This window comes from Niabella terrae, from assembly GCF_054783135.1.
The window spans coordinates 399,105-413,482 of the sequence record NZ_BAAGRD010000001.1; the positions used below are offsets into that span (position 1 = coordinate 399,105).

Here is a 14,378-nt window from a genome sequence, read left to right on the forward strand (position 1 = left end):
TTGAATGGGTAAATATACTACTTATCGTAGTATTTGGTTTTGCCCCCAAACCACAGATCGGTCAGCGAGAAGCCCACACTCAGCCGGTATAAATTTTCCTTGAGCACATTATCATTATTGCCTCTCTTAATGTACTCAAAACTGAGATTGATCATCGTGGCCTGATTGGGGGCTATGGGACTGTAGTTGGCCAATGGCAATCCGATACCTCCACTAACGCCAAAGACAGGTAAGGTTTGCTGACGGGTATAGATATAATCCGGTCCGGTAAAGAAACCGATCCGGTACATGGCTCTGGACAAATAACTCTTTTTAGCGGCCGGACTGAACTCCGCACCAACACGTAGTTGCCAGTTGCTTTTTACGGCAGTATCTGCCATCCCGTTGAACCGGAATTCGTCCCAGTTGCCACGGGTGAAATCAGCACCAATGGACCAACCGGCTTCATTGTTGACACCACCGCCCACTTTCTCGATCAGGAATCCTCCCGTTATGCTGGAAGGATAGATCAGGCTGCTTTTCTCGCTGCTGCTGGAAAAAGCGGTATCCACGGGAATATATCCTGTTTCGGAATTATAGGTATAAGTTTCGGCAACGGATTCCGCATGGGTATTGAGCTTTTGCTTCCAGTTTCCATAGGCACCCAGACCGATCACAATCTTGTCGCTGGCCTGGATATGATATTGGAGGCCCGCATCAAAGTACAGACCGTTAATAGCCGTCCGGTTTCTGTAATGACCGGCGGCATAGGCCGTGGAATCATTAACGAAAGTTCGGCGGCTGTTATAGTCCCTCGAACCAAACATATAGCCGCCATTAATACCCAGACTCATGTATTGTTTGGCACCGGTCTTGAATTTAACCCCGGTACCCAGAGAACCAATATAGGTGCCCCCCTGGCCTTCAAAAAGTGTCTGTACTGAATCGATCGCCTGTCCGGAATTGGGATCGGTCAGCATACCCCCCGAAGAAATTTTATAATTAATCGAAGTCATGGGTCGAAGTCCGAGTGCGATACCCCAGTTTTTGCGGATGGGGACGCCCAGCATGACATGACTGAACAACAGATTGGTAGATGTAAAACTGGTCTGCCGGCTGGGATCCGTAAGCGTACGACCCTGCCCTTCGGCGCCAATATTGAGCACCGCCCTTCCGGAGTTCAGCTTTTTTGAATTCGGCTGTTGCAGGGACTGAAAATAGGCATAGGAAGCCGGGTTGGAATAATTGATATTAAATCCACTGTTATAGGCCGCAGTAACACCACCCATACCGCGATTGGCCACATTGGCATTCGGTATTTTGTCCCCCAGGCCATAACGGGAATAGGGAGAATTATCCTGTGCGGAAACAGCTAATTGAATCAATAATAGTAGTGCAGCCGGCGTGCGGCATATAAAAGCAGATAGTCTGATCCTTTTAAGTGTTGTTAACTTCACTAATCGCATAAAGGCCTTTAAATATTAACTCAGGGTCGGCAAATATCCTGTTTTTGAGGTGAGATGCCAAATGTTGTATGTCACCGCCGGTTAAGACCACGTTAAAGTTGTCAAATCGTTCTTTATAGGCTGCAATGAAGCCATCCAGCTCATAAGCCATACCCAACACGACGCCGGACTGGATATTGGTATCGGTATCATAGCCCATCAACGGCACATCCGCACGGGCGGACACTACCGGTAATTTGGCGGTATAGTATTGCAAGGATTTCAGCCGCATCTCCAGGCCGGGTGAAATGGTTCCGCCCAGCAATTCACCGTATTTATTGACAAAATTCAGGGTGACGCAGGTGCCCAGTCCGATCAGTAAGAGATTCTTTCCCGGAAAAATATGAACACCGCCCGCCGCAATAGCCAGCCGGTCAGCTCCAATGGTTTCGGGTTTACCTACTGGTGTGGTAATCGGCAGCTTCGATGCCGAACTGAGCAGGTGAAACCGGGTATTACGTTTCAGGATGACTTCCACATCCGGATGATGATTGATCACAGAGGAAAGTATGGAATACTGTGGCTGGTAAGTACGCATCAGCGATTCAATAGTAGCCTGATTATCGTCTTCCATACGCAGAACTTTGGAGATCGTTCCATTGTCAAAGACAGCCACTTTTTTTCGGGTATTCCCAAAATCAAAACAAAGCGTTACTGACATAGCTGATGATGTTGATTCAAAATTTAAGGGATGAAGCACTCCCCTTTTGCCGCTTGCAAAAAAGGGGGGCCGGCGGACCCCGGCTACCGCACTTCGAATCCGCTGATATTTTTAAAATGTCCGTTCATTTGTATTTTTTCCTTCAGTTTCTTTACTGTTTCCAGATCCGGTAGTTTCGCTTCGAAATGCCGTTTGAGATACTCCTGTCGCTGCCGTTCATCTGTAAGTTGTAACAGTTCATATTCCTGTTGCAGACTGAGACCTGAATGATGGGCGATATCATAAGCGTTCAGCGCCGCATCGGGTTTATGAAAATCTTTCTTCACACCGAGGCTTTCATGTAATTGCCGCATTCTTTCAATCAGCATTTCCATGATCCTGGAATTTCCGGCCAGCCGGTTTTCCGGATAGTTGACAATTGCGCCTGAATATAATTTATCCGGAATTTCGCCGATCAGTTCCAAAATCCGGAACATTTTTTCCGCACGGGTTTTTATATCCATTTCGCCATTGGTATAAGTCTGCGCAATTGCCGTTATATGTATCAGGGAACCAAAATCCTGGATCTGATTTTCCATTACTACAGGGATACCGAAAGGCCTGTGCTGCTCAAAACATTCGTTTATCATCTGTTTATAACGGGGCTCAAAGATATGGAGGTTCAGGTCCTCCCCGGGATATACGACCAGTTGCAACGGAAATATGGGAATAAAATTCGTCATATTTTCAAATTTAGCTACAAATATGATAGTTTTGAACGGTTAAGTAAATCACCAGAAATTTCAGGCAGTGTTAACAGTTTGCGATTGCCACCAGGCTATTTTGTTGATCTCTGCCGGCTAAAATTGACCAACCAGGAATTTTATCAGTATTGCAAACATCACCACATTCAAATCAATTCGAAGCGGATGCACCGTTATTTTCCATACTGATTCCCAGCTGGAACAACCTGACTTATCTGAAACTCTGTATTGAAAGCATCAGGAAAAATTCCAGTCACCGGCATCAGGTCATTGTGCATATCAATGAAGGCGGCGACGGCAGTCTGGAATGGGTGGAGACGCAAAAGGACCTTCTGTATACTTATTCCGAAGATAATATCGGTGTATGTTACGCCCTCAATACCTGCAGCAGACTTGCCACTACGGAGTATATACTCTACCTGAATGATGACATGTATGTGTGTCCCCGCTGGGATCAACACCTCTTTGATGAAATAAAAGCCCTGGGGCATAAAGCATTTTTTATTTCCGGCTCCGCTATTGAACGCGTGCCGCAGAGTAGCTGTAGCATCCGGGGCGACTACGGTAGCGGCCATGCTGATTTTAGGGAAGCAAAGCTCCTGGAGGAATTCGACCGATTGCCCCATCAGGACTGGAGTGGTGCCACCTGGCCTCCCAATGTTGTACACCGGGACTATTGGGATCTTGTAGGCGGCTATAGCATCGAATTTTCTCCTGGCATGTACTCGGATCCTGACTTTTCCATGAAACTCTGGCAGGCAGGTATCCGTCACTTCAAAGGCCTTTCAAAAAGTCGGGTCTATCATTTCGGATCCCTTTCGGTAAAAAGGGTGATTAAAAACAATGGTTACTATCTATTCATTCTCAAATGGGGAATGACCAGTGGTACTTTTACCCGCCGTTTTTTACGCCGTGGTTCAGCATTTTCAGGCCCTTTATCCACGACCCGGCTGAACTGGGCCCTCCAGCTGAAGTCAGTCGTAAAACAAATACATGCCATATTTAAATCCCGCAGTCTGAGAGAGAAACGTTAAATTTATTGCTGAGAAACCGTTATTGGAAGCTGTTTACTTGTACTTTTTACGACAAATTTGGCAATTCAGGCGCAGTTAGCCTTATTCCCAAAATTTTTAAACCATTGATTTTCAAAGGCCTGCAACAAGTGTACTTGGTGTGGCCATCACTTTAAAATACAGATATTCAAAGGATTAGTTTCTCCCGGAGTTCAGATGCCGTTTCCGTTCGCAGGTATTCCCTGCCCGGACCCGCTGTAGAATTTATGGCAAAAGAGTTGCAGTTAAGCGAACGGCTGCGTCTATAATCAAAAGCAATTTCACCTTTTGAAAACGGACCAACTAAAGTTTTGATAGATAGTTCAATAACTAAACAGGAGACCGGTAAACCAATAACCTCCTTACAGGAGCATCAGATTATTATGATCAACTTTGATTCAAAATATTCTTTAAAGTCTAAACCATTAACGTGAGTCGAAAAATAATTTTTGATTGCGAAAGGATGAAATATCCCCATACGGGACTTTATCATTTCTGCAAGGAACTCGGAGATGCGCTGCTCAGGCAACAGCCTGAAGATAGCCGGATTTCATTCTATGTTCCGGAGCAGAAACAAAATGTTTTTGGCTCACGACAAGATTATATAATTCAGAATTCCCTGCATAAAGTATGGCCCCGCAATCACAGCAAATACGATCTGTGGCATTGTACTTTTCAGGGAACCAATTACCTGCCGGCCCGCCGTCATGGTCTGAAGATACTGACGACCATCCACGACTTAAACTTTCTTCATGAAAGCAAATCCAGAAAAAAGGAAACCAAATACCTGAAAAAAATTCAGGAGTTGATCCATCGCTCGGATCATATCGTCACCATTTCCAATTTCGTCCGGAATCAGATTCTGGAATATCTGAATATCGAACCGGAAAAAATTTCAGTGATTTATAACGGCACCAATATGCCAAAGTCTTCACGGCTACAGCGTCCACAGGAACTCAATGATCATCCTTTTTTCTTTTCCATTGGCACCATAACAGATAAGAAAAATTTTCACGTCCTTCCTGCTATGCTGCTGAATAATGATTACCATCTGGTTATCGCCGGGGTAACCCAGAGCCAGAGTTACCGCAATCAGATCATTGAAGAAGCAGCCAGACTGGGGGTTTCAGAGCGGGTCAAGTTAATCGGACCAGTAAGTGATTGTGAGAAATTCTGGCTCTACCAGCATTGCGCTGCTTTTTGTTTTCCTTCGCTGGCAGAAGGATTCGGACTGCCGGTAGTTGAAGCCATGCAGTTTGGAACACCGGTAATCCTTTCCAAGGCAACTTCGCTGCCGGAAGTGGGTGGACCACATGCACTTTATTATAACGACACCGATACAGAGAATATCAATATGGCCGCCGAAAATTTTCTGAATCAGGAAATTACACAGGAAAAGAGAAACCATTTAAAAAAACAGGCAGGCCGGTTCCGCTGGGACATCGCTGCAAAAAAATACTGTGAGTTATACGGAAAAATGTAGCAGTCCGGCATTAACTTACACTTCATGGAAATTTCGCTACTGGTTGGATTAAAAAACAATCTTTCATATAGCCGGTATTTTTATACAACGACAAGAGAACTTTATCCTGAGATAGAGATTGTTTTTGTCAGTTATGGCAGTAATGACGGCACCCATGAATGGCTCGATGGCCTGGATGATCCCCATCTGAAATATTATTACGAAGCAAGACCAAAAACCCTTTCCGATACTTATAATAAATGTATTGAACTGGCGACCAAAAAATATGTAGCCTTTTTGCATAATGATATGGTACTGGCCCCCGGATTTGCCGAAGGCCTTTTAGCAGATACAGGCGGTGGGGATCTGGTCTTCTACAGAGTTGTGGAACCGCCTGTTTTTGCCGGAGACCAGCATGCCTGGAAACTGGTACAGGATTTCGGTTCGGGACTTGAAGATTTCAACCGGACGGCATTCCTTGAATATGCAGCTCAGCTACCACAGGAACAACGTTTCGTTAGTGCTGACCCCTTTTTTTTCCTCTGTACCGCGAGAAAGGCACTGATCAGGATCGGGGGACTCGACCCCATATTTAATCCCATGTTTTGCGAAGACAATGATCTGTTGTACCGGCTGGAACTGCTGGGACTGACCGCTTATCAGTCCTGTAATGCACTGGCCTATCATTTTGTAAGCAAAACATCCCGGTTCTCTCCGGAATTTTCCGAAAGGACGACCCGAATCGAAATGCAATCGCGACGTAATTTTTATAGAAAATGGGGTTTTGGGCCCCATGCTGCCGTCCGGGAAAAAAGAAACTATGGCCTGATACTCAAAAATCCCGAGTTCCAGCTCCTGCAGGCCCTGGAGCCACTGGTGGACCGCATCTATACCGACGCTGATATCGAAGCGTATATTACTACCGTTCAGCCGGCCACTGATATTGATCTGCGCAAAAAATTTCTACCTGCCAGCTGGCTCCCCGCTGAGGATATACTGATTTATTTTGACGGTGCCCGCTTCAACACTGCAAACCTTCGTATTTTCGAAAACCTGTCCACACAGATCCAAAAAATATTAAACAGTTCTTGGTTCCGGTTCAAAAAGTACCTATTTTGGTCCAAGACACGGAAAATTGGCGATCTGCGCATCCGTATCAACCAAATAAAAACTTACGAGCGGAACTTAATCATCAGAAAATGATCTTCCATTTCTTCAAAAAAATCAGGATTTCTTTTTGCCTGACGGTCTGTAATGAAGTTACAGAACTGGAAAATTTGCTGAACCGGTTGATCCCTTATATCAGAAAAGGAGATGAAATCCTGGTGCTCCGGGATACTACGCTGCCCGATCGGCAGGTTCAGGAATTGTTATTGCAATACAAACCACATATTACTGCAGTTATCGAAAAAAAGCTCGAAAATGATTTCAGTCGCTTTAAGAATAATTTAATCCGGGAAGCCACCGGTGATTATATATTTCAAATCGATGCAGATGAGCTGCCGCAGGAACATTTACTAGCATCATTGCGTGGCCTGCTGGCCCGGTACAGTCGGGCCGATTGCTTTTGCGTGGCTCGTATCAATACCGTAAAAGGAATCAACGACACGCAATTGCAGCAATGGAACTGGAAGCTAAATGAACAGAACTATATCAACTATCCGGATTACCAAATGCGAATTTTTCGCACACGAAAAGGGATCCATTGGGAAAACCGGGTCCATGAGAAACTGGTAAACTTCACAAGACTGCAATACCTGCCTTCTGAAAACTTTGATCTCTGTCTGATCCACGAGAAAACAATTGATCGCCAGATGCAGCAGAACAAACGCTATGAAAATATGTAATGCGCTTAGGATGTCTGACCTACCCAGGCAATCGCCCTGTCAAACTTTTCCAGAATCTGTTCCCAGTTATAATAGGTTTTAACATAATTTATGGCGCGTTGCGACATCAGTTCCAGCCGGGCTTCATCGAGCCCGAGTACTTCGTCCAACACTGTCTGAAATTCCGGATAATTTCGGTAATAAAATCCAGACTGGCTGTCCTTGATATGATGGGTCAGTACTTCACAATTACCGTTGACAACTACCAGTTTTCCCTCGAGCATGGCTTCCAGTGTCACCATGGAGAGGCTTTCATATTTCGATGGCATGATGACAGCACGGCTCCTGCGGATCAGCATGATTTTGTCCGCTTCTTCAATAAACCCTGTTTTTAAAATCTTATCATTGGTCTTCACTCCCATGAAATCCTTACCTACCAGGACCAGCTGCAGATTTTTACCCCTGGCATACCGTTCGAAAAATTTCACCAGTTCGCCGCAGCCCTTATGCGCATCGATCCGACCCACATAAATAAAATAATCCGTATGTATGCCAAAATCCTCAGGTTGCTTCTCCGAATCCGCAGGCAGGGCGTTAACAATACCTACGCCGGCAATATCATTATGGGGAGTGGGGTCCATAAAATGGGTTTCTATCAGATTCTTTTCCGACCGTGTATTGTACATAATAAACTTCGGCTCACTGAATAGTTTCTCGTATGGTTTGGTATACAAGGGCGGTTCGTCATGGGCAGTAGGGATGAAAATGGCCTTCTCCTTAACCAGTGACATGCCTACCACCGTCGGGTAATACAGGTAGGTAAAAAATATAAAGACGTCATATTGGTCCGTTTCCTTTTTGATATAATGTATCAGATCCGGACAATAAGGACCCTGACCGGATACCCAGTTTTCGATATCCCGGGGTTGTACCCTGGTGATTTGAAAATGCCGAACACAAAAATCAAAGAGTCCCAGAAAACGCAATAGTTTGAAATACTTTTTTTTCTGTTGCAGGGCCCGCCTGGCTTTCCGCGTCTTTTTGCGGGATTGGATAAAGGTCCGAAACCTTTTGACCGGAATACCATTTACCTGATCGTCGCCGGCATCATAATGATTCGCCCAGCCATGGTAATCGAGCGCTGTCGTGGTCAGGATCTGTACATCATAGCGCCGGGCTAGTTGTTCTGCAAGTACCCTGGCGTGATATTCTGCACCGCCATTTACTTCTATACCATATCGCTGACATACGATTGCTATTTTAGTCAAACCGTTCCTGATTTTAAATGATCAATTGGACGCCCATTACTCCCGATAGCTGTCACCACCGGGCTTTCCGGTCAGACGGATAAATAATCGGTAGCGCAACAAAACTTTCCTGAGGATTGATTTGCTGTCTGCTGTCCGGCCTTTTCAGCCAATGCTTGCAGGACGCAAAATTTATGCCTGTTCTTTCACCGAGGATGGAATGTACGCCCGTCGGAAGACGGGGATGGGCTATAGCCATTTTTTCAATTGTTCCAATGCCACTTTCATATCTTTTTGAAGCGGCGCTTCCAGTACCATCAAACGATCGGACGCGTCGGTTATTTGCAGTCGGTGGGCATGCAGGGCGAGACGATTGAGCAGGGGCCTTTCCTGTTCCAGCCCTTTGCTCAGTTTGAACTTCCTTTTGATCGATGATAACAATAGTACTTTCCCGTCACCGTATAAGGGATCCACGGCCAGCGGATGGCCCAGGTGCCGGGCATGTACCCGGATCTGATGGGTTCTCCCAGTATGAATCCGGAACTCCGCCCAGCTGTAGGGACCCAACTGTTCCAGAATCCGGTAATCGGTTAGCGCCGGCTTTCCTCTTTTATGGACCAGCATGCTGCCTCTTTTGGTCATATTCTCTGCGATGGGTGCATCGATATGGCCCTCGGTGGCTGCCGGGGTTCCCAGCAGCAGTCCCAGGTACCATTTTCCGGTCTTACGCTGTTCGAACTGCAGGGAAAAATGTCGGTGGGCGGACGCGTTTTTGGCAAAAATGATCAACCCGCTGGTGTCCCGGTCCAGCCTGTGTACGGTAAAGATTTCCGGATAATATTCCTGCAGGAGCTCTTTGAGGCTTTGTTCCTTACCCGCCCGGTCAGGAACGCTGAGCATGCCCGAAGGTTTGTTTAGGGCAATCAGATTGCCGTCTTCATAAATCAGGATATCTTTCAGCTTCATGCCAGGAATCATTAAACTTCCGCCGGGTTATCCCGCTTTATTTTCTTCTAATTGCTTGGCCTGGAATTTTTTATGAAATTCCTGCGCAAAAGCTTTCATATCTGCTACCTGATCCTGATATTTGGTGGCACGCCCGTAGGTATCAGCCATGGTCATCAGGGTCTGATAGAAAAAATCAGCCATTTCATCCATCATCATGTCCTTGGTCCAAAGGTCTATCCGCAGGGCGGCTTTATCTTCGCCATCCCAAAAAGATAACATCATTGCTTTGGCTTTCTGCGCCGCATCCGCTGTACTTTCCGTGGCGGCCCAGCTGATACTGTCCGGTACCCGGCCTTCATCCATATGCACATCAATGCTGATGGTTGATTTCATTGCTATTTTTTTATTTTTTATTTTTCGGATTATAATACCGGATATTCAGGTCTACTGCTCCGGATCCGCAGGACCGGCCAATGCCGGTAACTGTCGGGACCAGCAAAAGTAGCGTATTCCTTTTTCCTGAACCGGTTCTTTCAGCCTCCACTAAATATTGTCCTGATTTTCTCAAAGGATTCCCGGCGCCGGATCTCCGGTTCCAGCGCACTGCCGGCCCTGATATAACGGCTGCGCAGGGATTCCGACTTATACAGATCCATAAGTGCCCGGGCCATTGCTTCAGGCTGGTCGTCCTCAGCAAAGCACAGGGCATCCGACAGCAACTCGCGGGCAGCAGGATGTGGTCCCATAACGACGGGAATGCCCGCCTGAAGCGCTTCCAGGGCTTCCAGGGGTGATTGTTTCCGTCCGATTTGGCTGACCAGCCCGTAAGCAGCCCTAAGCTTATCCCCCAACGCTGAAGCGTCCGTTATTTGTACGTCCTGCCGGTATTTATAGGTCAGGAGCTTTTCGGTGATTTGCAGGGCTGTTTCGGGATGCTGATTCCTCAAGACCAGTACCAGCTTCCAGTTGCTCTGCTGCATCCGCTTAAAAATGCTGAAAGCCCGCAACAGCGTCATAATGGACCCGGTTCCTGCGTCAAAATCCGTATAAATAAAATATTCTCTGCCCTCATTAAATTGGTCTTTAAACAAACTAATGTTAAAATTCTGATGCCCGCTGACTTCAGGTACCAGCCATTCCACAAGTTCCGTTGCTCCTTCCAGCTGAGGATTGGCCTTTATAAACAGGGTTTTGAGCGCTGCATTCAGACAGATTACACGAAGATTAGGTACCGGGTCCACCCGCTGACGAGCGGAACCAGGTGCTGTAATAAAAAGGATTTGACGTTGCAGCGGTTCGCGGCGCACCGGCTGATCAAAACTGATCCAATTTTTGACAGAATTCTGCTTAATCAGCCTTCTAAATGCCCTTTTTCTAAATAATTGGTCAATTTTACTGAAATATACAGTTTGAATATTGGCTGGTAAATCAACCGCTTTGCCGGCACCGGTCGTCAGAAAACGCCGCAGGGGAAAATGGAAGGCCAGATCCAAAAGCACCGCTTCGGCCAGGGCTGCTTTCGCAGCGCTATCGTCCAGGCCGGTAGCATCCAGGAAAACCACCTGTTCAGAAGGATCCGCTAATTTTTCCGGTTTTGTCTTCGAAACGCCAGTCACTTCAGCATTTTTTTTTATCCCGGGTGCCGGGAAAACACATTTTTTTTATCAATTCAATTATCTTTGTACCACATCTGCAAAGGTATACGCCTCAAAGTAACACTTAACCGCTCATATCGTTTGCAATACCCCAAAAAATTTTATGGAATATAATACTACTAGAAACCACCTGGCTATGCGTGAGTATGGCAGGCATGTGCAGAAGATGGTGGAACATATCCTTTCCATTGAAGATCCGGAAAGAAGACAGAATAATGCAGAAGCCGTTATTGAATTAATGGGTTTTCTGAATCCACATTTGAAGAACGTCGAAGATTTCAGACATAAACTCTGGGACCACCTGTTTCTTATATCAGACTTCACATTGGTGGTAGATTCTCCTTACCCGATTCCTACCAAGGAAACCTATAAGGCGAAGCCCCAACCCCTGCCTTACCCCAAACGCTCTTCCCGTTTTTCGCATCTGGGCAAGAATCTGGAAGACGTCATTAACAAGGCATTGGAAGAACAGGATCCGGAGAAAAAACAGGCTTTCGCCAATGTGATTGCCTATTACATGAAACTGGCCTATAATAACTGGCATAAAGAAGTTGTGCATGACGATGCCATCCAGAGTGAATTGACCAGCATCACGAACGGTCAGTTGGAATTTACCAATACCCCGCATGTTAAAGCCTATCGCATGCAACCTGAGGCCCCCAGTAAAAATTACGGTAAGCGCAATAAGTTTCAACAACAGCGCAATGGAAACGGCAATGGTAATGGCAACCGCCGGAACAGTAACGGTAACAGTGGTGGTTACAAAAAGAAAAGATTCTAAACAAAGAATTAAGAGAAAGGTAGCCGGTAACAGTTTGTTACCGGTTTTTTATTTTTCGGGAGTCAGCATCCGCTCGCTTCAGGCCTCGGCCTTGCCGGCAGCAGCCAGCTTTTCTTCCCAGGACCATGCTGAGCTCATCATATCATCCAATCCATAACGGATTTCCCAGCCCAGCCGGTTAACGGCGTAGTCATTATTGGCATAAATGGCAATCACGTCGCCTGCGCGACGCGGCCCGATTTCGTAATTCAAAGAACGACTGCTTACGCGCTCAAAGGCCTGAATCGCTTCCAATACGGTTACACCGTTCCCGGTACCCAGATTAAAAACCTCATAATTTCCGTTGTTTTTGCCGGACTCAAGAAACTGCACTGCCAGGGTATGGGCATGCGCAATATCACTGACATGAATAAAGTCCCGCAGACAGCTACCGTCCCGGGTATCATAATCCGCGCCGTAGACAATCATTTTGGGTAGTTTGCCGATTGCCGTTTGGGTAATCGCCGGAAACAGATTCTGTGGTTTGCCAATCGGCAACTCACCGATCTCGATAGATGGATGGGCGCCTACCGGATTAAAATACCGCAGCGAAATAATATTGACAGCCGGATTGACCTTGGCAAAATCACGCAGGATCTGCTCTCCCATCTGTTTGGTAGCACCATAAGGGCTCTCAGCGGGTTTGGTGGGCGTCTGTTCAGTTACCGGAATGGCATCAGGATTGCCATAGACCGTACAGGAAGAGGAAAATACAAAATTATGAACGTTAAAGGTCTCGGTACATTTCAGGACATTAATCAGGGAATTCAGGTTATTGTCAAAGTATTCCAGGGGCTTCTCGACTGATTCGCCCACTGCCTTATAAGCAGCGAAATGGATGATTCCCGTAATATCCGGATTCTCCTGAAATACGGCATGGGTGTCATCATAACTACAAAGGTCTACCTTATAATTCTTTACGGTTTTTCCGGTAATCGTTTCCACACCTTTCAGTATATCCGGATTGGAACGGCTGTTATTGTCAATTGAAATGACTTCAAAACCATTTTGAATCAAATCCACCAGGGTATGGGATCCGATATATCCGCAACCGCCCGTAACTAAAATCTTTGCCATAATTGTTATTCCTTTTAATATTATATGTCCGCAGGCAGGCCATCATTACGCCGATGAGTCATCATCGCAGCTGTATCTTCAGCCAAACCTGTCAGGATCAGCCCCTGCCGGGAACGCAAAGTTGCAGGATTTTCCTTAAAATAGCTATCTGGAATTAAGAAACGATTGCCCGGACTATGAAATACACAATGCTGGCAAAGACCGCACTAATGGGAATGGTAAGTATCCAGGCCCAGAGCAGGTTAATGGTCACACCCCAACGGACGGCAGAAAGCCGTTTGGTGGCACCTACACCCATTATGGCTCCGGTAATGGTATGGGTGGTGCTCACCGGTATTTTAAGCTCTTCGGTTATAAATAAGGTCATCGCACCCGCAGTTTCCGCAGCCACCCCTTCGAAAGGCGTCACTTTGGTAATTTTGGTTCCCATGGTTTTCACGATTTTCCATCCACCGCTCATGGTTCCCAGGGCAATAGCGGAATAACAGGCCAGCGGGATCCAGCCAACCATATGTTCCAGAGAATAGCTGCTCGGGTCATAAGCCACCAGGGCTGCCATTATAATTCCCATCACCTTCTGGGCATCGTTGCCACCATGTCCGATGCTGAAAACAGCCGAAGACAGGAGTTGCAAACGCTTGAACCATATATTGGCACGATGTGCGTTGAGGGTGCTGAGAAATAAAGAGAATACAGCCATGATGATGACGATCATGCCAAAAAGGAAAAACTTAAAATTTTTGGAGTCCATCAGGACCTGCCAGAAATAAGATTGGTAATGGGTTTGTAATAGTGCCGGATCTGTCTCAAAACTAAAATACCAGAACAGGAATACCACCAGAATAAGCGAGATCGAAAACAGTTTAATTCCCCAGCTTTTCCTAAATGAATTGATGAACCAGATCGACATCAGGAAGGCCATGATCAAACCGATCAGCGGAGCTAAAAATATAAAAGAAGCAATCTTCAGCACCACGGCGGAGTTAACGGAAGCCAGGGTTTGGGAATGCGCAATGGCGGCACCGGCAAATCCGCCGATCAGGGTATGCGAGGATGAAGACGGAATACCCCGCCACCAGGTAAACAGGTTCCAGATAATGGCCGCCACCAGGCCGGAAAAAATAACGTTCAGATCGATGTACTGTTCTTTAACAGTTTTGGCGATCGTATTGGCCACCCCATGGTCGCGGAAAATAAAATAAGCGACAAAATTGAATAATGCCGCCCATAAAACCGCCTGAAAAGGGGTTAGTACCTTGGTAGATACTACCGTTGCTATAGAGTTGGCCGCATCATGAAATCCGTTGATATAATCAAATATCAGTGCGAGTGATATAATTATTACAAGGTAAGTAAACATATTTTTAAACTGCTGATTCTTTAAGCGGCCAGAGGGTGTGGAA

The 14,378-nt window shown here is 46.2% G+C and carries 14 protein-coding genes; 5 read left to right on the forward strand and 9 right to left on the reverse strand.

Annotated features, from left to right (window positions below; translation table 11 throughout):
• Nucleotides 1–17 precede the first annotated feature (17 nt).
• The 3 genes from ACYVI9_RS01770 to ACYVI9_RS01780 form a co-directional block, all read right to left on the reverse strand.
• Nucleotides 18–1,445: a hypothetical protein gene (locus tag ACYVI9_RS01770; protein ID WP_460759828.1), complete on the reverse strand. Its 1,428-nt coding sequence runs from the start codon at nt 1,443–1,445 to the stop codon at nt 18–20.
• Nucleotides 1,417–2,145, reverse strand: a complete 729-nt coding sequence (locus ACYVI9_RS01775; protein ID WP_460759829.1) for a type III pantothenate kinase — start codon at nt 2,143–2,145, stop codon at nt 1,417–1,419. The genes ACYVI9_RS01770 and ACYVI9_RS01775 overlap by 29 nt, the downstream gene beginning before the upstream one ends.
• Before the next feature lie 83 nt (nt 2,146–2,228).
• The gene (locus ACYVI9_RS01780) at nt 2,229–2,867 is read right to left on the reverse strand and encodes an LON peptidase substrate-binding domain-containing protein (protein ID WP_460759832.1); all 639 of its coding nucleotides are present in this window, start codon (nt 2,865–2,867) and stop codon (nt 2,229–2,231) included.
• A gap of 149 nt (nt 2,868–3,016) precedes the next feature.
• Between ACYVI9_RS01780 and ACYVI9_RS01785 the strand changes: the two genes are divergently transcribed.
• The 4 genes from ACYVI9_RS01785 (at nt 3,017) to ACYVI9_RS01800 (ending at nt 7,249) form a co-directional block, all read left to right on the forward strand.
• Nucleotides 3,017–3,922, forward strand: a complete 906-nt coding sequence (locus tag ACYVI9_RS01785; protein ID WP_460759834.1) for a glycosyltransferase family 2 protein — start codon at nt 3,017–3,019, stop codon at nt 3,920–3,922.
• 481 nt (nt 3,923–4,403) lie between these two features.
• A complete protein-coding gene (locus tag ACYVI9_RS01790; RefSeq protein ID WP_460759837.1) occupies nt 4,404–5,423 on the forward strand; it encodes a glycosyltransferase family 4 protein in 1,020 nt (339 codons plus the stop codon).
• A 24-nt stretch (nt 5,424–5,447) separates the two neighbouring features.
• The gene (locus ACYVI9_RS01795; RefSeq protein WP_460759839.1) at nt 5,448–6,605 is read left to right on the forward strand and encodes a glycosyltransferase family 2 protein; all 1,158 of its coding nucleotides are present in this window, start codon (nt 5,448–5,450) and stop codon (nt 6,603–6,605) included.
• A complete protein-coding gene (locus ACYVI9_RS01800; protein WP_460759842.1) occupies nt 6,602–7,249 on the forward strand; it encodes a glycosyltransferase in 648 nt (215 codons plus the stop codon). The genes ACYVI9_RS01795 and ACYVI9_RS01800 overlap by 4 nt, the downstream gene beginning before the upstream one ends.
• A gap of 5 nt (nt 7,250–7,254) precedes the next feature.
• Here the strand turns inward: ACYVI9_RS01800 and ACYVI9_RS01805 are convergent, their stop codons facing one another.
• From ACYVI9_RS01805 to ACYVI9_RS01820, 4 genes are all read right to left on the reverse strand, one after another.
• The gene (locus ACYVI9_RS01805) at nt 7,255–8,496 is read right to left on the reverse strand and encodes a glycosyltransferase family 4 protein (RefSeq protein ID WP_460759844.1); all 1,242 of its coding nucleotides are present in this window, start codon (nt 8,494–8,496) and stop codon (nt 7,255–7,257) included.
• Nucleotides 8,497–8,724: 228 nt separating this feature from the next.
• Complete coding sequence (locus ACYVI9_RS01810; protein ID WP_460759847.1) at nt 8,725–9,441, reverse strand: RluA family pseudouridine synthase; 717 nt, start codon at nt 9,439–9,441, stop codon at nt 8,725–8,727.
• Nucleotides 9,442–9,468: 27 nt separating this feature from the next.
• Nucleotides 9,469–9,816: a gliding motility protein GldC gene (gldC, locus tag ACYVI9_RS01815; protein ID WP_460759849.1), complete on the reverse strand. Its 348-nt coding sequence runs from the start codon at nt 9,814–9,816 to the stop codon at nt 9,469–9,471.
• 140 nt (nt 9,817–9,956) lie between these two features.
• Nucleotides 9,957–11,039, reverse strand: a complete 1,083-nt coding sequence (locus tag ACYVI9_RS01820) for a glycosyltransferase (protein WP_460759851.1) — start codon at nt 11,037–11,039, stop codon at nt 9,957–9,959.
• Between the two features lie 142 nt (nt 11,040–11,181).
• On the opposite strand from ACYVI9_RS01820, the gene ACYVI9_RS01825 reads away from it, so the two are divergent.
• Entirely contained in the window at nt 11,182–11,859 is a 678-nt protein-coding gene (locus ACYVI9_RS01825) for a DUF4290 domain-containing protein (RefSeq protein ID WP_460759853.1), read from the forward strand.
• A 78-nt stretch (nt 11,860–11,937) separates the two neighbouring features.
• On the opposite strand, the gene galE is transcribed toward ACYVI9_RS01825, so the two are convergent.
• Together galE and ACYVI9_RS01835 are read right to left on the reverse strand one after the other, a co-directional pair.
• Nucleotides 11,938–12,975, reverse strand: a complete 1,038-nt coding sequence (galE, locus tag ACYVI9_RS01830; RefSeq protein WP_460759856.1) for a UDP-glucose 4-epimerase GalE — start codon at nt 12,973–12,975, stop codon at nt 11,938–11,940.
• Nucleotides 12,976–13,129: 154 nt separating this feature from the next.
• Nucleotides 13,130–14,335: an inorganic phosphate transporter gene (locus ACYVI9_RS01835; RefSeq protein ID WP_460759858.1), complete on the reverse strand. Its 1,206-nt coding sequence runs from the start codon at nt 14,333–14,335 to the stop codon at nt 13,130–13,132.
• Between the last annotated feature and the right edge of the window lie 43 nt (nt 14,336–14,378).